The 18,529-nt window shown below is 67.3% G+C and carries 22 protein-coding genes; 11 read left to right on the top strand and 11 right to left on the bottom strand.

Annotated elements, in window-relative coordinates; all coding sequences use genetic code 11:
- Positions 1-115 precede the first annotated feature (115 nt).
- Positions 116-1,036, top strand: coding sequence for a LysR substrate-binding domain-containing protein (locus CAG29_RS17185; protein WP_085694858.1), 921 nt, complete (start codon positions 116-118; stop codon positions 1,034-1,036).
- Here CAG29_RS17185 and CAG29_RS17180 read toward each other — a convergent pair.
- Complete coding sequence (locus CAG29_RS17180; protein ID WP_085630481.1) at positions 957-1,550, bottom strand: DinB family protein; 594 nt, start codon at positions 1,548-1,550, stop codon at positions 957-959. The genes CAG29_RS17185 and CAG29_RS17180 overlap by 80 nt on opposite strands.
- Before the next feature lie 72 nt (positions 1,551-1,622).
- Positions 1,623-2,543, bottom strand: coding sequence for a pyridoxal-phosphate dependent enzyme (locus CAG29_RS17175; RefSeq protein ID WP_085694857.1), 921 nt, complete (start codon positions 2,541-2,543; stop codon positions 1,623-1,625).
- 166 nt (positions 2,544-2,709) lie between these two features.
- On the opposite strand from CAG29_RS17175, the gene CAG29_RS17170 reads away from it, so the two are divergent.
- Positions 2,710-3,369 carry an isoprenylcysteine carboxylmethyltransferase family protein gene (locus tag CAG29_RS17170; protein ID WP_085630486.1) on the top strand — a complete coding sequence of 220 codons (660 nt, stop codon included), beginning with the start codon at positions 2,710-2,712 and terminating at the stop codon, positions 3,367-3,369.
- Positions 3,370-3,501: 132 nt separating this feature from the next.
- Here the strand turns inward: CAG29_RS17170 and CAG29_RS17165 are convergent, their stop codons facing one another.
- Both CAG29_RS17165 and CAG29_RS17160 read right to left on the bottom strand, forming a co-directional pair.
- A complete protein-coding gene (locus CAG29_RS17165) occupies positions 3,502-4,182 on the bottom strand; it encodes an HAD-IA family hydrolase (protein ID WP_085637595.1) in 681 nt (226 codons plus the stop codon).
- Positions 4,183-4,247: 65 nt separating this feature from the next.
- Entirely contained in the window at positions 4,248-4,664 is a 417-nt protein-coding gene (locus CAG29_RS17160; RefSeq protein WP_085630490.1) for a response regulator, read from the bottom strand.
- A 189-nt stretch (positions 4,665-4,853) separates the two neighbouring features.
- On the opposite strand from CAG29_RS17160, the gene CAG29_RS17155 reads away from it, so the two are divergent.
- On the top strand, positions 4,854-5,795 hold the full coding sequence (locus CAG29_RS17155) for a class I SAM-dependent methyltransferase (RefSeq protein WP_085656355.1): 942 nt from the start codon (positions 4,854-4,856) through the stop codon (positions 5,793-5,795).
- 239 nt (positions 5,796-6,034) lie between these two features.
- Here CAG29_RS17155 and CAG29_RS17150 read toward each other — a convergent pair whose 3' ends face one another.
- Entirely contained in the window at positions 6,035-6,808 is a 774-nt protein-coding gene (locus CAG29_RS17150; RefSeq protein WP_085694856.1) for a helix-turn-helix transcriptional regulator, read from the bottom strand.
- Positions 6,809-6,919: 111 nt separating this feature from the next.
- Here CAG29_RS17150 and CAG29_RS17145 point away from each other — a divergent pair, with 111 nt between their 5' ends.
- Both CAG29_RS17145 and CAG29_RS17140 read left to right on the top strand, forming a co-directional pair.
- Positions 6,920-8,023: an extracellular solute-binding protein gene (locus CAG29_RS17145; RefSeq protein WP_085694855.1), complete on the top strand. Its 1,104-nt coding sequence runs from the start codon at positions 6,920-6,922 to the stop codon at positions 8,021-8,023.
- Positions 8,024-8,183: 160 nt separating this feature from the next.
- On the top strand, positions 8,184-9,299 hold the full coding sequence (locus tag CAG29_RS17140; RefSeq protein WP_085637599.1) for a P1 family peptidase: 1,116 nt from the start codon (positions 8,184-8,186) through the stop codon (positions 9,297-9,299).
- 21 nt (positions 9,300-9,320) lie between these two features.
- On the opposite strand, the gene CAG29_RS17135 is transcribed toward CAG29_RS17140, so the two are convergent.
- Positions 9,321-9,908: an NAD(P)H-dependent oxidoreductase gene (locus tag CAG29_RS17135; RefSeq protein WP_085694854.1), complete on the bottom strand. Its 588-nt coding sequence runs from the start codon at positions 9,906-9,908 to the stop codon at positions 9,321-9,323.
- A 99-nt stretch (positions 9,909-10,007) separates the two neighbouring features.
- On the opposite strand from CAG29_RS17135, the gene CAG29_RS17130 reads away from it, so the two are divergent.
- Positions 10,008-10,637, top strand: a complete 630-nt coding sequence (locus CAG29_RS17130) for a TetR/AcrR family transcriptional regulator (protein WP_085637602.1) — start codon at positions 10,008-10,010, stop codon at positions 10,635-10,637.
- A 203-nt stretch (positions 10,638-10,840) separates the two neighbouring features.
- On the opposite strand, the gene CAG29_RS17125 is transcribed toward CAG29_RS17130, so the two are convergent.
- Complete coding sequence (locus CAG29_RS17125) at positions 10,841-11,527, bottom strand: GNAT family N-acetyltransferase (RefSeq protein ID WP_085579917.1); 687 nt, start codon at positions 11,525-11,527, stop codon at positions 10,841-10,843.
- A 213-nt stretch (positions 11,528-11,740) separates the two neighbouring features.
- Between CAG29_RS17125 and CAG29_RS17120 the strand changes: the two genes are divergently transcribed.
- Entirely contained in the window at positions 11,741-12,067 is a 327-nt protein-coding gene (locus CAG29_RS17120) for a YXWGXW repeat-containing protein (RefSeq protein WP_085579915.1), read from the top strand.
- A gap of 41 nt (positions 12,068-12,108) precedes the next feature.
- A complete protein-coding gene (locus CAG29_RS17115) occupies positions 12,109-12,321 on the top strand; it encodes a YXWGXW repeat-containing protein (protein ID WP_085637608.1) in 213 nt (70 codons plus the stop codon).
- A gap of 6 nt (positions 12,322-12,327) precedes the next feature.
- Here the strand turns inward: CAG29_RS17115 and CAG29_RS17110 are convergent, their stop codons facing one another.
- Together CAG29_RS17110 and CAG29_RS17105 are read right to left on the bottom strand one after the other, a co-directional pair.
- Entirely contained in the window at positions 12,328-12,885 is a 558-nt protein-coding gene (locus CAG29_RS17110; RefSeq protein WP_085694853.1) for a YceI family protein, read from the bottom strand.
- A 51-nt stretch (positions 12,886-12,936) separates the two neighbouring features.
- Positions 12,937-13,842, bottom strand: a complete 906-nt coding sequence (locus CAG29_RS17105; protein WP_085579909.1) for a LysR family transcriptional regulator — start codon at positions 13,840-13,842, stop codon at positions 12,937-12,939.
- 120 nt (positions 13,843-13,962) lie between these two features.
- Between CAG29_RS17105 and CAG29_RS17100 the strand changes: the two genes are divergently transcribed.
- The gene (locus CAG29_RS17100) at positions 13,963-15,396 is read left to right on the top strand and encodes an amidase (protein WP_085694852.1); all 1,434 of its coding nucleotides are present in this window, start codon (positions 13,963-13,965) and stop codon (positions 15,394-15,396) included.
- 53 nt (positions 15,397-15,449) lie between these two features.
- Here the strand turns inward: CAG29_RS17100 and CAG29_RS17095 are convergent, their stop codons facing one another.
- Complete coding sequence (locus tag CAG29_RS17095) at positions 15,450-16,808, bottom strand: MATE family efflux transporter (protein ID WP_085694851.1); 1,359 nt, start codon at positions 16,806-16,808, stop codon at positions 15,450-15,452.
- A gap of 173 nt (positions 16,809-16,981) precedes the next feature.
- On the opposite strand from CAG29_RS17095, the gene CAG29_RS17090 reads away from it, so the two are divergent.
- Entirely contained in the window at positions 16,982-17,542 is a 561-nt protein-coding gene (locus CAG29_RS17090; RefSeq protein WP_085579903.1) for a chorismate mutase, read from the top strand.
- 135 nt (positions 17,543-17,677) lie between these two features.
- On the top strand, positions 17,678-18,118 hold the full coding sequence (locus CAG29_RS17085; RefSeq protein WP_085694850.1) for a phage infection protein: 441 nt from the start codon (positions 17,678-17,680) through the stop codon (positions 18,116-18,118).
- Between the two features lie 70 nt (positions 18,119-18,188).
- Here the strand turns inward: CAG29_RS17085 and CAG29_RS17080 are convergent, their stop codons facing one another.
- Positions 18,189-18,524, bottom strand: coding sequence for a hypothetical protein (locus tag CAG29_RS17080; RefSeq protein ID WP_085694849.1), 336 nt, complete (start codon positions 18,522-18,524; stop codon positions 18,189-18,191).
- Positions 18,525-18,529 lie beyond the last annotated feature (5 nt).

The raw sequence follows: 18,529 nt of genomic DNA, 5'->3' as shown, positions 1-18,529 counted from the left end.
ACGGTGTTCGTTCGAAAGCCCACAGGCTGCGCCCGCGGTGGATCCAACGTCAAGCCGCCCGGATCCCGCAACGACTCCTACACTGAAGACTCCGCCAACCCCGGAGTCCATCGGCATGAACCGCAACGACCTGCGCCGCGTCGACATGAACCTGCTGGTGATTTTCGAGACCCTGATGTTCGAGAAGAACCTGACCCGCGCCGGGGAGAAGCTGTTCCTCGGCCAGCCCGCCGTCAGCGCCTCGCTGGCCAAGCTGCGGGATCTGTTCGACGACCCGTTGCTGGTGCGCAACGGCCGCGTCCTCGAACCGACCCAGCGGGCCCTGGCGATCCTCAAGGAGTTGCAGCCGGCGATGGACACCATCTCCGGCGCGGTCAGCCGGGCCAAGGATTTCGACCCGCTGAGCAGCCGCGACGTGTTCCGCATCGGCCTGTCCGACGACACCGAGTGCGGCCTGCTGCCGCCTCTGCTCAAGCAACTGCGCGAAGAGGCGCCGAATGTCGTGGTGGTGATCCGCCGGGTGAATTTCCTGCTGATGTCGTCGATGCTCGCCTCCGGCGAGATCTCCGTCGGCGTCAGCTACACCACCGACCTGCCGGCCAACGCCAAGCGCAAGAAACTGCGCGACCTGCGCTGCAAGATCCTGCGCGGCGACGACCGTCCCGGTGCGCTGACCCTGGACGACTACTGCGAACGGCCCCATGCGCTGGTGTCGTTCTCCGGGGACCTGGGCGGCGCCATCGACAACGACCTGGCCCGGGTCGGCCGTTCGCGCCGGGTGGTGCTGGCGGTGCCGCAGTTCGCGCCGCTGCGGGCGATCCTGGCCGGCACCGACATGCTCGCCACCGTGCCGGACTTCGCCGCCTGCGCGCTGGTCGAGGACAGCGGCGTGCTGCGGGCCGACGAGCCGCCGTTCGAGATCATTCCCTCGGAGCTGTCGATGGTCTGGAACGGGGTCAACGACAACGATCCGGCGGAACGCTGGCTGCGCTCGCTGATTGCCCGTCACATGTCGGCGCCTCTGCCGGCGCACTGAACGCCTTGAAGCCGGGGTCGACCTCGCGCAGGTACACCGGCAGGTCGGTCATCGGCGGCATCTGCGGGATCTCGAAATACATCTGGATCACCCAGCCCCGGTGGTAGCTGTTGTGGTTGACCACATGCAGGAAAATCGCCCCGGCGCTCATCGTGCCGCCGTCGCCGGACACGAACGTGAAGTCCACCGGATGGTTCAACGACGCTTCGGTCTGCCCGGCGCTCCAGGCGCAGTACCAGTCATCGGCTTCCTCCTGGGCCCGGCGCAGTTCGGCGAGATCGGCGTAGACCAGATCGTGGGACGTCTCGAAGCCGTGGCTGCGCCCTTCCAGGTGCGCCTGCCAGATCCGGTCGACCACGTAGATGTGGTTCAGTGTGCCGATCATGTTTTTGAAGATGGTCTTGCGCTCCCGGGTGATTTCCTCCGCCGGCAACGCTTGCAGGCTGTCGAACAGGCGCCGGTTGGCCCAGCGCTTGTAGCCGGCGAACAGATGGGCTGTGGCCAGGTTGATCATCGCGGGCACCTTAGGCGCAAAAAAGGATCCGTCCAGAATAGTCCCTGTGCGCCGCAGCGGCGCCGTCACCGACTACTGGTCGGTGGTGCGCGCCCACCCCGCCACCAGTTGCGCGCTGATGCTGACCCCGCCGCACACGATGATCACCACGTCGTGGGCATCAGCCAGCGCCGGGTGGTCGAGGTAGGCCACCGCCAGCGAAACGCCGCAGGCCGGCTCGACCAGTTGGCGCAGGTCGCTGGCGTAGCGCACCACACCCAGGATCGCATCGTCGTCGGACAGCACCAGGCATCGGTGGGCAAATTCGCCGATGTGCGCCACCGGCCAGGCCGCCACCTGGGCCGCGCCGAGGGACGTGGCCACGGTGTCGATCCGGCTCAGGCGCACCGGATGACCGGCCTCGACCGCCGCCGCGAACGAGGCGGCGCCCTGGGTCTCGCAGGTGACGATGCGGCAGTCGCGGCGCCCGTGGCGCAGCAGCCCGGTGAGGATCCCCGCCAGCAGCCCGCCGCCGCCCACCGAGGTGACGACGGTGTCGACCTGCGGGCAGTCCTCGAGGATTTCGTCGACCATCGAGCTGTGCCCGCGCCACAGCACCGGGTGGTCGAAGGCCGGCACGTATTCGGTGTCCGCCGCGCCCGCCAGTTCCCGCGCCCGCTGGTTGGCCTCGTCCCAGACCTTGCCGTGCACGATCACCTCGGCCCCGGCCCGGCGAATGCGCGCGCGGGTCGCCTCCGGGGTGGTGTGCGGCACCACGATGCAGGCCTGCAGGCCCAACCGGGCCGCCGCCACCGCCGTGGCCAGCCCCGCGTTGCCGCCGGACGGGCACACCACCTTGAACTTGCCCTGCGCCGCCGCCTGGCTGCACAGAAGGCCCATGCCGCGCAGCTTGAACGAGCCGCCCGGTTGCAGGTTCTCCAGTTTCAGCCAAATGCGGCGCTGCGGTGTCGAGAGCGTCGGATGAAGGATCAACGGCGTGCGGATGTGCAGCATGACGGCCTCCGGAGTGCGCCGCAGCCCGGCGACATCCGCGCCGGGCCGCGGTCGGTGAGGATGGCGGATGTCCCTTCCTCAAGCGTAGCCCACCCCGCCGCCGGGGCCCCGCACGACGAAACCGGCAACTACACTCAACGCAACGGCAGCCAGGGTTGAGGGTTCCATGAAGATGTCTGCACAGATGACCGTCGTCGCGGTGCTGGCCACGCTCGCGTACCTGGGCCTGGCGATGTGGGGCATCGGCGGCGTGGCGGTGTTCTTCTCCCACGGGGCGTTGGTGGTGGTGGCGCTGGCGACCCTGGCGATGGTGGTGGCCTCGCTGTTCAGCGAGGTGAACCTGAGTGCCGGCGAACGGGAAGACCGGGCCAACCGCTGGGTGATCCCGGCGTTCGGCGTGATCGGGCTGGTCAGCGCCGTGCTGCCGGCGTATTGCGACAGGATCGGCTTCTGGACCTTCGGCCGCGAAGGCGTGCGTTGGGTGGGGGCTGTGCTGTTCATCGCCGGCGGCGCGCTGCGCCTGTGGCCGGTGTTCGTGCTGGGGCACCGCTTCAGCGGGTTGGTGGCCATCCAGCCGGGGCACCGGCTGGTTACCGACGGCATCTACCGGCGCCTGCGCAACCCGAGCTACCTGGGGCTGGTGGTGAACGCGGTCGGCTGGGCGCTGGCGTTCCGTTCAACGGTGGGCCTGCTGCTGGCGGCGGTGACGCTGATCCCGCTGATCGCGCGCATCCACTCCGAGGAAGCCCTGCTGCGGGCGCAGTTCGGCAGCGAGTACGACGCCTATTGCGCCCGCACCTGGCGCTTGCTGCCGGGCATCTATTGACCCGGGGCGCCGACTTCAGCGGCGCCTGACACGCCGCCATCGCCAGCAGGCTGGCTCCCACGAGGATCCCGGGCGCCTACAAAATCCCTGTACCCCACAGGACCCTGCATGCCTTGCCTCGGTTGCCTGCGGTCAGCCATCCCGCCGTTTTGCGCTGAGCGACAACCGCCCGTCGCTGCCGGCGCGGATCTCCAAGCCGTCATAACGGTCAATCGTCGCGTGCGGGGTCTCAAGCGGGTACTGGTGGGTCGCGGTGATGACCATCAGCGGCGCGCCGACGGCCTCGGCGGCGAGGATGCCGGCGGTCGCGTCCTCGAAGACCAGGCAATCGCCCGGCTCGACGCCCAGGCGTTCGGCCGCCAGCCTGTAGCCGGCCGGATCCGGCTTGCCGGTGGTCACGTCTTCGGCGGTGATCATCACCGCCGGCTCGGGGATCCCCGCCGCCGCCATCCGCCGCAGGGCCAGATCCCGCGGCGCCGAGGTCACCATGGCCCAGCGATCCGCCGGCAAGGCCTTGAGGAACGCCGCCGCGCCGGGAATCTCGACAACGCCCTCGACGTCTTCGATTTCCGCCACGGTGATGTACGCCGCCTGCGCCTGCGCATCCACCCCCGGCAGGTTCAGCCGCCGGATGGTGTCGATGGCCCGCACGCCATGGATGGTCGGCAGAAACGAATCGACGTCCACCCCGTGGTGCACCGCCCACGCCGACCAGATCCGCTCGGCGGCGGCGATAGAGTTGAGGACGGTGCCGTCCATGTCGAACAGGAACGCGCCGAACGCGCGGTTGAGCACAGCATCAAGGGCAGGCAAGGGGTCGCATCCTCAGGCAAGGGGCCGGGCAAATGTGCCCGGCAATGTAACACTTGCGCAAAGGATCAGTGCAGCAGGCGCGGGGCCTTGGACTTAAAGGCGACAGCCACGCAGTCGAGCAGTTGGCCGATGGCCCAGGGCTTCTTGATGAACGCCACCGGATGCCGAACCCCGGAGGTCTGCGGCGTCTCGTAGCCGGACATGACCATCACCGGCTTGTCCGGCCAACGGTCACCCACCAGATTGGCCAGATCCGCCCCGTTGAGCGTGCCCGGCATGGTGATGTCGGTGAGCAGCAGCGCCACCTCCGGCGCGTGGGCCTCCAGATACTCGGACGCCGCGTCGGCGCTGGTCTGCGGCTCGACCCGGAAACCCTCCTCCTGCAGGATTTCGCAGAGAAACTCCAGAATCAGCGGATCGTCCTCGACCACCAGAATCAACTCGCCAGGCCGTCGCGAATTCGCCGTCGGTACTGGGCACATGAACGGTCACTCCCTGAATTGCATGAACAGTGTCGCGGATCGGATCCGCTTCTTATCTGGTATGAGCCGATGCCTGCGAGGAAATTCATTTTTGATACAGACGATTTTCCCGCTGCCCGCAGGCAGAGTCCGCGACGCCGGTTTTTTGTGGGTAAAATGCCCGCCCTTTTCGTTTGCCGATTCCGATTGATGACCCCTCAAGCCCTTGCCCTCCTCCACGCCCATCTGCTCGACGCGCTGGCCTCGCCCCCCGCCGAGGCCCGCCGCCTGTTCCATGGGCGCGGGCGTTGCTGGCCGGATCTGGAGCAGGTCACCGTGGACTGGCTGCAGGGCGTGGTGCTGGTGTCGCTGTTCAAGGAACCGGAGGCGCAGCGGCTCGAAGCGCTCAAGGGGATGCTGCTGGAACTCACCGGATCGGCGCAGTGGCGCCAGTCCGGCGCCCACACCCTGTTGATCCAGCACCGTTACCTGCCGCAAAGCACCGCCGAATGGCTGCTGGGCGAGGAAATCGACGAGATGACCCTCGTCGAGGGCGGCCTGAAGTACCGGGTGGACCTGGGCCGCAAGCAGAACGCCGGGCTGTTCCTCGACATGCGCTACGGGCGCGACTGGGTGCGCGGGCAGGCGGCGGGCCAGCGGGTGCTGAACCTGTTCGCCTATACCTGCGGCTTTTCCGTGGCGGCCATCGAGGGCGGCGCCAGCCATGTGGTCAACCTGGACATGTCCCGCGCCGCCCTGAGCCGGGGCCGGGACAACCACCGCCTGAACGGCCATGACCTGGGCAAGGTGAGTTTCCTCGGCCACGACCTGTTCAAGTCCTGGGGCAAGGTGATCAACGGCGGGCCGTATGACCTGGTGATCATCGACCCGCCGTCGTTTCAGAAAGGCAGCTTCCTGCTGACCAAGGACTACCAGCGCGTGCTGCGCCGCCTGCCGGAACTGCTGACCCCGCAAGGCACGGTGCTGGCCTGCATGAACGATCCGTCGTTCGGCCCGGATTTCCTGATCGAGGGCGTGACGCGGGAAGCGCCCGGGCTGCGTTTCGATCGGCGGCTGGAGAACCCGCCGGAGTTTCCCGACATCGATCCGCAAAGCGGCCTGAAGGCCTTGGTGTTCAGGCGCCTGGACTGACGCTGCGGTCCATCGTGCGCATTACCAGCATCGTGGGAGACTGACGCACCGCCATCGCGGGTGTATGCAGAATCCGCGAACACCTCGGACACTGTGGGAGCGGGCTTGCCCGCGATGGCGGTCTGTCAGCCAAGAATGATGGGCCTGACAGGCTGGTTCCACAGGGGATTGCGGTTGAACACCGAGCCCGTGAACACCCGGATCCCTGTGGGAGCCAGCCTGCTGGCGATGGCGGTGTGTCAGGCAGGCCGCAGCACCAGCGCGAACAGCTCGCCGTGCCCGGTGACGTTGAGCTTGTGGTAGAGGTTGCGCCGGTGCACCTTCACGGTCTCCGGCGAGATGCCCAGTTCCCGGGCGATGGCCTTGCTGGAGAAGCCTTGCAGGATCAGCCGCGCGGTGTCGATTTCCCGCTGCGTCAGGCGCGCGTCGAAGCGGTCTAGCAACGACGCCAGATCCCCGGCCGGCGCTTCGGCGACCGCGCCTTGCGGCGGCAGCAACTGCGCATGCCGACGCATCGCCGCCAGTACCCAGTCGCGCACGCACAGCAGGCGCCCCTGCTCTTCAGTGCCGAACACCGTCGAACGGCCCAACGACAGGCTCAGCACCCCACCCTCGACGTTGACCAGAAACTGCAGCTCATCGGCCCCGACCACCGAGCGGAAGTAGCTTTGGTAGTACTCGCTCTGCATGAACTGGTCCGGCGCCACCGACGCCAGGCTGTGCAGCCCGTCGGCGATGCCGGCGACCGCCGCCTGGTGAAACGGGTCGAGCTGGTACAGGCCGGCGCTGTAGCCGGCCAGGTCTTCCTGCTCGTCGGGGTGGGCCGCGCTGTCGAAATCGGTCAGCAACTGCGGCGCCCGGCCCGGCGCCATCAGCGCCACCAGGGCATTGTCCAGCGGCACCAGCAACCGCAGGGTATCCACCAGCGCGCGCCAGAAACCGTCCCGGCCCACGGCGCCGAACATCCGCGCCAGGCTCTGGTGAACGGGCAGTTCCTTCAGCAATGCGTCCACGCACTACCCCTTTTGAGTAACCCTTGATGGGAATGGGTGGGCCGCCGCCGGCCCGATAGCCTGAGCGCTCCCGTCAATCACCGGCCTGCCGCAGGCCAGGAGTGCCGCATCATGCGTCGTCACCGTGGGTATATCAACCTGGGCCTTGGCGCCTGCGTGGCGGTGGCTTCGGCCGCCATGGCCACTGACGCGCCGAGCGTGCACGTCTACAACTGGTACGACTACATCGGCCCGACGACCCTGCATGACTTCAAGCGCGACAGCGGCATCGAGCCGGTGTACGACACCTTCGACAGCGCCGAGGTGCTGGAAGGCAAGCTGATGACCAGCCGCAGCGGCTACGACGTGGTGGTGGCCAGCAACTACAGCCTGCCGACCCTGATCCAGGCCGGCGCCCTCGCCCCGCTGCCCCGCGACCGGTTGCCGGGCTGGAAGAACCTGGACGACGGCCTGCTCGGCAAACTGGCCGACAACGACCCCGGCAACCGCTACGCCGTGCCCTACCTGTGGGGCACCAACGGCATCGGCTACAACATCGACAAGGTGCGCGCCGCCCTCGGCGACAAGGCGCCGGTGGATTCCTGGGACCTGGTGTTCAAGGAAGAGAACCTGGTCAAGCTTGGCGAGTGCGGCGTGGCCATGCTCGACTCCCCCTCGGAGATGCTGCCGGTGGCCCTGCATTACCTCGGCCTGCCGCCCAACAGCACCGACGCCGGGGACTACCGCAAGGCCGAAGCGCTGCTGCTCAAGCTGCGCCCGCACATCGCCTACTTCAATTCGTCGAAGTTCATCAGCGACCTGTCCAACGGCAACATCTGCGTGGCGGTCGGCTGGTCGGGGGCGATGCTCGAAGCCAAGACCAACGCCGAACAGGCCGGCAACGGCGTGAAAATCGCCTACAGTCTGCCCAAGGAAGGCGCGCCGGTGTGGTTCGACACGCTGGTGCTGCTCAAGGACGCACCGCACCCGGCCCAAGGCCTGGCGTTCATCGATTACCTGCTGCGCCCGGAGGTCATCGCGCCGGTCACCGACCACCTGTCCTACCCCAACGGCAACCGCGCGGCCACCGCGCTGCTCAACGCGGCCACCCGTGACAACCTCGCGGTCTACCCGCCCGCCTCGGCGATGGCGACGCTGTTCACCCTCGAACCGCTGCCCAAAGCCACCGAACGTGTGCGCACGCGGGTGTGGAGCAAGGTCAAGAATGGTCAGTAGCAAGCATCAACTGCAGGTTTGAGAGCTGACCGCAGATTCCATGCACACCCACGATCCACTGTGGGAGCCAGCCTGCTGGCGATGGCGTCATCCAAATCGCCGCAGGGCCCAGGCAAGACCGTTGTGCACACCCCTTCACCTTTACCGAGAGACTGAACCGATGAAACCCCGCGCCAGAGACCTGAACATCCGCATCGGCCGGTTGCAGCCCGGCCCGCTCAACGCCATCACCGACGTGCCCGGCGTGCGGGTCGGCCACAGCAGCGTGCGCGGCCGCAGCGCCGCCGGCCGCGACATCTGCACCGGCGTCACCCTGATCGAGCCCCGCGCCGGTTCGACCAACCGTCAACCGTGCTTCGCCGGGGTGCATGTGCTCAACGGCAACGGCGACGCCACGGGGCTGGAGTGGATTCGCGAAGCGGGCCTGTTGACCAGCCCGGTGGCCTTCACCAACACCCACAGCCTGGGCGTGGTGCGCGATGCGTTGATCGCGCAGGATCGGGCGCAGCAACCGGACGACGGCCGCCTGTACTGGAACATGCCGGTGGTGCTGGAGACCTTCGACGGCTTGCTCAACGACATCAACGGCTTCCACGTGAAACCCGAACATGTATTCGACGCCGCCAACGCGGCGACGGGCGGCCCGGTGGCGGAAGGCGCCGTCGGCGGCGGCAGCGGCATGGTCTGCCACGAGTTCAAGGGCGGCATCGGCACCGCGTCGCGCCGCCTGGACACGACCCAAGGTGGCTGGACGGTGGGGGCCATCGTCCAGGCCAACCATGGCGTGCGCCGGGAACTGCGGGTGGACGGCTACCCGGTGGGCCGTTTTCTGGAACCGAAGGCCTCACCGTTCACGGACGCGGCCCTGCCGCATCCGGGCATGGGATCGATCGTCGTCTGCCTGGCCACCGACGCGCCGTTGCTGCCGCACCAATGCACACGCCTGGCGCAACGGGCCAGCCTTGGCCTGGCCCGCACCGGGGGCGGCAACGAAGACCAGAGCGGCGACCTGTTCATCGCCTTCGCCACCGGCAACGACCACATCCCGCCCGCCGCCTACGAACGCAAGGGCGCACCGACCTGCGACGGGCTGCGCATGGTCACCAACGACCACATCAGCGCGCTGTTCCTGGCGGCCACCGAAGCGGTCGAAGAAGCCATCATCAACGCCTTGCTGGCGGCCGAGACCACCGAAGGCAACGGGCACACGGTGCCGGCGCTGGACGCCGACACCTTGCTCGCCGCGCTCGACAAGGCCGGTTGGCCCGGCGCCTGATGTTTCGGGCGGGGCCGGCCTTCACTTGAACAGGCCGAGCCCCAGCGCGTGGGCGGTTTGCAGATGCAGCGCCGGATCCTGCAGCTCCGATTCCAGCAACAGCGTCGAACGACCCACCCTCGCCCCGCAGTAGTCGAAGATGCCGTGCTCGATCTGCGCCTTCATCGCCGCACCGTAGCCGTGCCGTTCGTAAGTGCCAGCGTCCGCCCCGCCGAGGCCGACCAAGTGCACGTGCAAGCGGCCCAGCTTCTTCGAAAGCCCCGTTCCGCCGTCGAAATCGAAGGCCCAGCCGTTGCTGAACACCCGGTCGATCCAACCTTTGAGCAGCCCGGGCATCGCCCACCAGAACACCGGAAAGACCAGCACCAACGCATCGGCGCGGTCGATGCGCGCCTGCTCGGCCAGGACATCCGCTGGCGGCGGCGATTCGCGGTGGTGCACGGCCCAGTCCGCCCGGGTGAAACGCGGATCGAAACCTTCGGCATGCAGGTCGGCGATTTCGACCGTGTGGGCCGGATCGGCCGCCGTCACGCCTTGCGCGATCCGTTGCGCCAGCGCATGGGTCAATGAACGGTCATCGTGATGATCCACAACAATCAATGCGTGCATGGGAATCTCCAGGTGGTGGACGCGCGCCGGGGGCTCTATACTCCAGGCAAGCTACTATCGGTAAGCTACCGAAAGTAAACTACGTTTGGTATATAACCCATGTCAACCACCGAAATCCCCAAACCCGCCCAGCCCCGGCGACGCCTGTCGCGGGCGGATCGCCATCGCCAACTGCTCGAACAGGCCTGGCAGCTGATTCGCGAACAAGGCACCGACGCCCTGACCCTTGGGTATCTGGCGGAGAAGGCCGGCGTGACCAAACCGGTGGTCTACGACCACTTCACCACCCGGGCCGGCCTGCTGGCCGCGCTGTACCAGGATTTCGACCGGCGCCAGACCGCTCTGATGGACGCCGCGCTGGCCACCTGCGCGCCGCGCCTGACCGACACTGCGCAGGTGATCGCCACGCAATACGTCGACTGCGTGCTGACCCAAGGCAAAGAGATTCCCGGGGTGATCGCCGCATTGGCCAGCACACCGGAGCTGGAGAAGATCAAACGGGAGTACGAAGCGATCTTCCTGGAAAAGTGCCGAAATGCATTGCTGCCCTTCACTCAGGGTGCAGCCATCACCCAAGCGAGCCTGCGCGCGATGCTGGGCGCCGCCGAGGCGCTGTCCCAGGCGGCGGCGAGCGAAGAGATCACTGCCGCCCAGGCCCGCGACGAGCTGTTCGCCGTGGTTTTCGCCTTGGTCGAAAGAGCCGCAAAGCAGGTGACTGACGGTACTTGAGGCCGCCCGCGCACCTTCCTACGATGGAGTTACGCAGCCGCTGGTCCGCCAGACCGCTGCGTAGGCGCGGGTGCATTGAACCCCTATCAAGCCCGCGCTTCGCTTCATGCGCATCTTGAGCCTCACGGGCTCTACTTCCTCCCCATCAAAGAGTCTTGAGGCTCTTTTTTTGTCTGCGTAAACCGGTGCCGCCGCGCGGGGAATCAGTGCAGGGTCAGGCGCTGGCGGACAAACGCTTCCGTGCGCCGCGTCACCTGGTCCAGATGCCGGTCGCGCTGCTTTTCCGCATCGAGCATCGCCCGCTTGCCGTGCTTCTGCAAAAGGTAGGTGTGGATCTGCTGCACTTCCAGCGAGCGGTAGATCGGCGTCGTGTCGATGTAGCCGCTCAGTCCGCTGCTGCGGTGATGGCGGGTGCTCATCAGCACCTGCGTCGCCCGTTGGCCGATCACCTGAAAGCCCATGGCTTCGAAGTACGGCACCTTGCCCACGGTGCACGTCAGTTCGGCATGGGGGTAACGGGCCAGCATCTCGCCGACCATCGCCCGCGCAAGGCCCTGGCGCCGATGCCCTTCACGCACGGCCAGGTAGGCGACGTTGCACGCCTCCCAATCGCCCTGCACCGGCAGGTACAGCAAGAACCCGGCGACCTGCTCCGGATCGTCCTCGTCGGTGGCGACCAACAGTTCCACCTCCGTGCCCTTCTCCCCGTTCAACGCCTCCAGGTACAGGTGCACCTCGTAGCCGACCGCGTACTGGTAGACGTTGTACAGCAGGTTGCTGGGGCCCAGGCCGATGGCGCTGATGTCGGTCAGGTAATCGACGACCATCTGCAGAATCTGGCTGTTGATGCCTTCGGGGCACGGTGACTTGAAGTGGGTGATGCGGGGCATGGCGGGCGGACTCCGGCGTAAGGCACAGTCGCCGGGCGACTGATGCCCGGCAAGCGGCGACATCATACCTTGTGCGGGGGATTGCGGTGTCCGTCGGATCTGGCGGTGCATGGCTGACAAAAATTTCATCTGCCCGGCAGCGGATCTTTCGCCGATTCGGCGTCCAATTCTTCAACTGCGCTCACTTTCCGAGGCAGGCCTTGAGGAGTTGTCATGAACGTTGTCCGTTCGTTGTCCCGTTGGCGCAAAGCCCTGCTGCTGGTGCCGTTGACGGTCGCGGCGTTGGCCGGCACGCCGGCGTTCGCCCAGCCCGAAGTCATCATCCGGGAAGCGCCGCCGCCGATGCGCGTGGAACCGATGCCCGGCGCTCGCCCCGGCTACGCCTGGGACCAAGGCCACTGGCGCTGGGAAGGACGCGGCTACGCCTGGGTGCCCGGCCACTGGCAGCCGGTGGTGCGCCATGGTGCCCGCTGGAAACCGGGGCACTGGCAGGCGCGCGGACCTAACTGGTACTGGGTCGAAGGCCATTGGGTGCGCTGACCGTGAACCGACCGCAAACGCCCCTCTTCAGGAACACCGTCATGTCGCGATCCGTCAAAACCCTGATCGCCGCCGCGCTGGCGGCGATCACCCTGTCCGGCTGCGTCGTCGCCCCGGCCCGGCCGCACCGGCCACCCCCGCCGGTGGAAGTGGTGCCGGTCATGCCTGCGCCGGGCTATCACTGGGTACAGGGCCATTACCGCTGGGGCGGCAACCAATGGCGCTGGGTGCCGGGGCATTGGCGGGCCTACTGAGGCCCGTCACTGCTGCGGCGCCACCACCTTGAACTTGATGTCGATGTCCTTCGACACCACGGTGTCCGCCCATTCCCCCGCACCGAGGCCGAAGTCGTCGCGCTTGAGCGTCAGCGCACCGTCGAAGATGCCGATGCCGTCGCCCGGCTTCAGGTGCACCGGCACCTGCACCTCGCGGGAAATGCCTTTGAGGGTGAGCCGGCCGGTGACCCGGTAGCGGTCGGCGCCGGCCGGATCGAAGCGGGTCGACTCAAACACCGCCACCGGGTATTTCACGGTGTCGAACCAGGCCGGCTTCACCAGTTCGGTGTTGGCGTCCTCGCTGCCGGCGTCAATGCTGGTGAGGTCGATGCGCAGCGTGGTGCGGGCGTCGGCGAGGCGGTCGGTGTCGAACGCCAGGGTGGCGTCGAACCGGCCGAACGTACCGTACATCCGCGAGCCCATCTGGCTGTAGGTGAAACTGATCTGGCTGGCTGCCGTATTGACCTGCTCGTACTCGGCCGCCGACGCGGCGGACACTGCGCCCAGACACGACATTGCCGCCAACAGCCATCGGATCGACATGGGACTCTCCGCTCTCGGGCACCTCGATTGACTTAAGCAAACATCCGCCGCTCATGCCACCTCGCCGGCCATGTGCGCCTTCAAGTAAGCGATCAGCGCGGTGACCTTCGGCGACGGCACATGCTCGCGGGCGGTCACCGCGTTCAGGTCTTGGGGCGGGCCGATCCACTCGGGCAGCACCCGCACCAGCCGCCCGGCCCGTACATCCTCGTCCAGGCTCTGCTCCATCGCCAGCGTCAGCCCCTCGCCGGCCAGCAAGGCGTCGCGCAGCAGCGCAGGGTCGTTGGCCAGGATCTGCGGGTCGACGCGGTAATCCTTGAGCCGCCCGCCGGCCCGGCGCAACGGCCAGACATAACCGACATCGCGCCGGGCCTGGTGCAAGGTCAGCGTCCGGTGGCGCATCAGTTCTTCGGGACCTGCGGGATGCCCCTCGCGCTCAAGGTAGGCCGGCGCGGCGAACAGGCCCGTGGGAAAGCTCGCCAGCCGCCGGGCGATCAGGCTCGAATCCGGCAGCGCGCCGAGGCGCAGCGCCAGGTCGATCTTCTCGCCCACCAGATCCAGCGGCACATGGGACGCCAGGATCTCCAGGCGCACCTGCGGATAGCGCTGGCGAAACCCGGCCAGCATCGGCGCGAACCAACTGACGCCGAACGAGAACGGCACCGTCACCCGCAGCCAGCCGCGGGGCCCTTCGCGCAATTGCTGCACGGCGTATTCGGCCTGCTCCAGGGTGTCGGCGACGGACTGGCATCGCTCGTAGTACACGGCGCCGGCCTCGGTCAGGCTCAGCTGGCGCGTGGTGCGGCGCAGCAGCTGTGCGCCGATGGCCTGCTCCAGTTCCCGCACCCGCCGGCTGACCGTGGTCTTGGGAATCTGCAAGGCATGGGCCGCCGCCGTGAAACTGCCCAGGCGCACCACCTGCACGAACACCAGCGTGTCATTCAAATCGCGTTTCATCCGTACACCTTCCCGACGGCGGACTGTGCCGTTTGCGGCACATTGCATGCCGGGATTATGGGCTAATCACCGCCGCTGGCGCGACTTAGGATCAAGCCTCCCCTTACTGGAGTGCCCCTGATGAAGCTCGAAGAATACGCCGCCCACGACGGCATCGGCCTGGCGCGGTTGGTCGCCGCCGGTGACGTCACCCCCCAGACGTTGGCCGCATTGGCCAGCGAAGCCGTGCAACGGGTCAACCCGTCGCTCAATGCGGTGATCGAACACTGGGCGCCCACCGTGACGCCCGGCAGCGGCCCGTTGGCCGGCGTGCCGTTCCTGATCAAGGATCTGGCCATCACCGCCGCCGGCCGCCGCAATGAATTGGGCAGCCGCCTCGCCCAAGGGCTCGTGGCACCGAACGACTCCCACCTGATGCAACGCTTCAACGCCGCCGGCCTGCTCACGCTGGGCCGCACCACCACGCCGGAAATGGCGTTCAGCACCGAAACCGATTCCACCCTGCAAGGCCCGACGCGCAACCCGTGGGATGCGCAACGCTCCGCCGGCGGATCCAGCGGCGGCGCCGGGGCGGCCGTCGCCGCCGGCATCGTGCCCATCGCCCACGCCACCGATGCGGCGGGCTCGATCCGGGTGCCGGCGGCGTTCAACGGCCTGGTGGGGCTCAAACCGACCCGGGGCCGCAGTTCCCACGGGCCGGTGATGGACGAAGTGTTCGCCGGCCTCGGCGTGCAGTTGGGCCTGTCGCGTTCGGTGCGTGACAGCGCAGCGTTGATGGACGTGGTGCAGGGCTGGGCGCCGGGGGATCCGTACCACACCGCCGCGCCGGCCGAGGGCTTTCTGGCCCAGGTCGGCCGCGATCCGGGCCGTTTGCGCATCGGCGTGCTCGACACGCCGTGGAACGGCGCCGCCGTCGACCCAGAGATCAAGGAGGCGCTGTCCGGCACCGCCCGCGAACTCGAAGCGCTCGGCCACCGGGTCGAGACCGTGCAAGCGCCGCTCGGCGTCTCGTGGGACGCCTTCGTCAACGCCAACGCGCACATCTGGTGCGCGAGCCTGGTGCGCTGGATCGACCACCTCGCCGGTGCCGCCCGCCGCCCCATCGACCGCAGCACCCTGGAGCCGGCCACCCTCGCCTGCTACGCCTTCGGCCAGCAATCCCGGGGCACGGACTTTGCGGCGGCGCTGGAGTTGCGCAACAGCATTGCCCGGCAGGTCGCCGCGTGGTTCGGGACGATCGATGTGCTGCTGACCCCGACCCTGCCGCAATTGCCGCAAGCCCTCGGCGCCTACAACCACGGCGCCGAGCGGCTGGACGGCCGGCAATGGACGGCACGGGTGTTCGAGCATTCGCCGTTCACGCCGGTGTTCAACGTGGCGGGAACCCCGGCGGTTTCGTTGCCGTTGGGCATCTCCCGCAACGGCCTGCCGATCGGCCTGCAACTGGCCGCCCGCTTCGGCGCCGATGACGTGCTGCTGCGCCTGGCGGCGCAACTGGAACAGGCCCTGCCGTGGCAGGGTCGCCGTCCTGCGCTATGGGCCGGCAACGCCTGACCGGCAAGCGGCCATCCCTGAGGCGAGGAAGCTTGCTCCCTCGCCTCAGGGGATTACACCAGCCGTTCGATCTTCTGATGCTGCCAGACCATTCTGTAATACAGCGTCTGCAGCACCAGCATCCCCAGGTAAGCCAGCGGAAAAGCCATCCACACGCCCTGGAGGCCGTAGTGCCCGTCCAGCCAGTAGGCGGCCGGCAATTGCACGCCGACCACACACAAGATCGCCACCCCCACCGGCACCAGCACCGTGCCGCTGGCGCGCATGATCCCGCCGATGATCGCCTGGAAGCCGAACACCAGCAGGCTCCACAGCATGATGTGCAGCAGGTGCTCGGCCATCGCCCGGGTCGCGTCCTCGGTCAGGAACAGCCCCAACAGCCAATGCGACGCCAGGTAGCCCAGCACGATCAGGCCGCCGGTCAGGCCCACGTTGATCCAGAGCCCCGTGCGCAGGATCGGTCCCAGCCGTTCGAGCCGGCCGGCGCCGATGGCCTGGGCGCCGAGGATCGACGCGGTGATGGCGATCGACAGCGCCGGGAACTGCACGTAGTTGACGATCTGCGTGACCGCGCCATAGGCCGCCGTCGCCTGGGAGCCGTGCTGGTTCACCAGCGCCAGGATCACCAGCTCCGACAGCGACAGCACGATCATCTGCACCCCGGTCGGCAGGCCGATGCGCAACACCTTGCCCAGGATCGCCCCGTCCATGCGCAGCGCCGCGAAGAACTCCCGGTCCGGCGCCAGCGGGTGCCCCTTGCGGATCAGCCGCCACGCCAGCCAGCCCATCGCCGCCAGGTTGCCCGCCAGCCCTGCGTACGCCGCGCTCTGGATGCCCATCTGCGGCAACCCCAGCCAGCCGCGGATCAAGGCCGGCGTCAGCGCCAGGCCGACGCCGGTCGAGACCATCAGCGCCAGCAGCGGCGACAGCGTGTCGCTCACCCCGCGCAGCAACTGGGTGAACAGCACGAACACCAGCATCGACGGCAAGATCCACATCATCACGTGGGCATAGGCCACCGCGTCGTCCAGCACATCCGCCGGCGTGCCCAGGCCCTGCAACGCCGGCCGCGCAAACACGCTGCCCAGCACCGCTGCCGCCAGACCGATCAGCACCCCCAACAGCAACGTTGCGCCGGAGATCGCCTTGACCATGTGCGCCTCCCGCGCGCCCCAGGCCTGGCCGATCAGCACGCCCGCCCCGGCACCCAGGCCGATGACCAGCGCAATGAAGAAAAAGATGATCGGGAACATTCCCGACACCGCCGCCAACGCCTGGGTGCCGAGCATCTGGCCGATGTAGATACTGTTGACCGTGCCGGACATCGATTGCAGGAAGTTCGACAGCACCATCGGCGCCAGGAACAGAAAGTAGGTTTGCCAGAGGGGGCGTTGGGCGGCAGGGTTTTGCATGGGGTAGAGATCCGTCTCGGCGGTCGGGGCTGATGACCGATAGCTTCAGCGAGTTGCCGCAAAGGCGCAATGAACATTTCGGGCCTCTGCCGCAAATGCTCCGGTGTGACCCATCGGTGGGTTCCGCCGCGCCGTTGTGGTAAACAACACGCCCCTTCATAGAGGTTGCCGACGTGCCCCACTCCCTGCGTTTGATGACGTGCGCATTGCTTGCGACGATCACCCTCACCGCCCAGGCTGCTCCATCTCCCGAGTCCTTGAAACCCTTGCTGGCGACCCTCAACGAACGCCTGAACATCGGCGACCTGGTGGCGCTGACCAAATGGGACAGCGGCAAGCCGATCCAGGACAGTGCCCGGGAAGCCCAGGTGATCGCCAACGCCCGGACCCTGGCCGCCGAGCAAAAGCTCGACCCGGAAGACGTCGCGCAATTGATCGCCGCCCAGATGGAAGCCAACAAACTGGTGCAGTACGGCCTCCTATCACAGTGGCAGGCGGCCGGCGCCGCGCCGGACACGCCGCGCCCGGATCTGGGCAAGCAGATCAGGCCCCGCCTCGATGAACTGCAGACCCGGCTGCTGCAGCAATGGGCCGCCTTCGCGCCCTATCGCCAGGATCCGGACTGCACGGCGTGGCTGGCCGGGGCGCGTAAGGGGCTGGCTCAGGACGCCCTGCATGAACTGGCCCTGATCCGCGCCACGGGCGAGTTGTGCGTTCGCCCCGCGAGGCCTTGATCCGGATGGCTGACCTTGATTGCGGCCCTCATCGGCGGCATCGATAGTCACCATCAGCGCAATGAAGTTCTCTTAAAAAATCCCGGGCGTAACATCGGCTCCATACCCACCGACAACACCCTGGAGCACACGATCATGAAACGCCAAACCATCCTCGGCATCGCTTTCTCGGTACTTGCGCTGAACGCTTTTGCAGCCCCTTCCGCCCACACGATGATCGCCGAAGGCGGCTCGGACAAACTGATCGAAAGCCGTTTGGCCGAAGGCGGTTCGGACCGTCTGATGGAGCGTCGAGTGGCTGAAGGTGGTTCGGAGCGTCTGCTGGAACGCCGCGTCGCCGAAGGTGGTTCGGAGCGTCTGCTGGAGCGCCGCGTCGCCGAAGGTGGCTCGGATCGTCTGATGGAGCGTCGAGTGGCTGAAGGTGGTTCGGACCGTCTGCTGGAACGCCGCGTCGCCGAAGGTGGTTCGGAGCGTCTGCTGGAACGCCGCGTCGCCGAAGGTGGCTCGGATCGTCTGCTGGAGCGCCGCGTCGCCGAAGGTGGTTCCGACCGCCTGCTGGAGCGCCGCGTCGCCTAATCCCTACAACTGCATCACCCATAAAAAAACCGGCCTGATCAGCCGGTTTTTTTTTCGCCTTCGCCGTCGCTTACTGCGCGGTTTTCAGCTTGATCACGTCGCCGGACACCTTGGTGGTGTAGCCGGTGAGGACCCAGGCCCAGAACCAGTTTTCCTGGACCTGGGTGTTGATCATGGCATCGCCGCCGCGGGCCTGGATCGCGGCGCTCTGGGCGCGGACGAAACGGCTGTTCTGACGGATCGGGATGCAGCCGAACAGCAGCATGCCGGTGGCGCTGGCTTCGCTGTGGCCAATCACGGTGTATTGGCTGGTGTCGTAATGCTGGGTGTTCATCGGGGTGCCGGTGCAACCTGCCAGAACCGCACCGAACAGTGCGGCGGCGACGACTTTGCTGAGGTACTTCACTGCGT

The sequence above is a fragment of the Pseudomonas sp. B7(2017) genome (assembly GCF_002112745.1).
Lineage (GTDB): Bacteria > Pseudomonadota > Gammaproteobacteria > Pseudomonadales > Pseudomonadaceae > Aquipseudomonas > Aquipseudomonas ekonensis.
This window is presented reverse-complemented; position numbering and strand designations above follow the sequence as displayed.

Excerpts from the sequence above, each read along its gene's own strand:
- CAG29_RS17185 (WP_085694858.1), top strand. The coding sequence starts at position 116 with ATGAACCGCAACGACCTGCGCCGCGTCGACATGAACCTGCTGGTGATT.
- CAG29_RS17180 (WP_085630481.1), bottom strand. The coding sequence starts at position 1,550 with ATGATCAACCTGGCCACAGCCCATCTGTTCGCCGGCTACAAGCGCTGG.
- CAG29_RS17175 (WP_085694857.1), bottom strand. The coding sequence starts at position 2,543 with ATGCTGCACATCCGCACGCCGTTGATCCTTCATCCGACGCTCTCGACA.
- CAG29_RS17170 (WP_085630486.1), top strand. The coding sequence starts at position 2,710 with ATGAAGATGTCTGCACAGATGACCGTCGTCGCGGTGCTGGCCACGCTC.
- CAG29_RS17160 (WP_085630490.1), bottom strand. The coding sequence starts at position 4,664 with ATGTGCCCAGTACCGACGGCGAATTCGCGACGGCCTGGCGAGTTGATT.
- CAG29_RS17155 (WP_085656355.1), top strand. The coding sequence starts at position 4,854 with ATGACCCCTCAAGCCCTTGCCCTCCTCCACGCCCATCTGCTCGACGCG.
- CAG29_RS17145 (WP_085694855.1), top strand. The coding sequence starts at position 6,920 with ATGCGTCGTCACCGTGGGTATATCAACCTGGGCCTTGGCGCCTGCGTG.
- CAG29_RS17140 (WP_085637599.1), top strand. The coding sequence starts at position 8,184 with ATGAAACCCCGCGCCAGAGACCTGAACATCCGCATCGGCCGGTTGCAG.
- CAG29_RS17135 (WP_085694854.1), bottom strand. The coding sequence starts at position 9,908 with ATGCACGCATTGATTGTTGTGGATCATCACGATGACCGTTCATTGACC.
- CAG29_RS17130 (WP_085637602.1), top strand. The coding sequence starts at position 10,008 with ATGTCAACCACCGAAATCCCCAAACCCGCCCAGCCCCGGCGACGCCTG.
- CAG29_RS17125 (WP_085579917.1), bottom strand. The coding sequence starts at position 11,527 with ATGCCCCGCATCACCCACTTCAAGTCACCGTGCCCCGAAGGCATCAAC.
- CAG29_RS17120 (WP_085579915.1), top strand. The coding sequence starts at position 11,741 with ATGAACGTTGTCCGTTCGTTGTCCCGTTGGCGCAAAGCCCTGCTGCTG.
- CAG29_RS17115 (WP_085637608.1), top strand. The coding sequence starts at position 12,109 with ATGTCGCGATCCGTCAAAACCCTGATCGCCGCCGCGCTGGCGGCGATC.
- CAG29_RS17110 (WP_085694853.1), bottom strand. The coding sequence starts at position 12,885 with ATGTCGATCCGATGGCTGTTGGCGGCAATGTCGTGTCTGGGCGCAGTG.
- CAG29_RS17105 (WP_085579909.1), bottom strand. The coding sequence starts at position 13,842 with ATGAAACGCGATTTGAATGACACGCTGGTGTTCGTGCAGGTGGTGCGC.
- CAG29_RS17100 (WP_085694852.1), top strand. The coding sequence starts at position 13,963 with ATGAAGCTCGAAGAATACGCCGCCCACGACGGCATCGGCCTGGCGCGG.
- CAG29_RS17095 (WP_085694851.1), bottom strand. The coding sequence starts at position 16,808 with ATGCAAAACCCTGCCGCCCAACGCCCCCTCTGGCAAACCTACTTTCTG.
- CAG29_RS17085 (WP_085694850.1), top strand. The coding sequence starts at position 17,678 with ATGAAACGCCAAACCATCCTCGGCATCGCTTTCTCGGTACTTGCGCTG.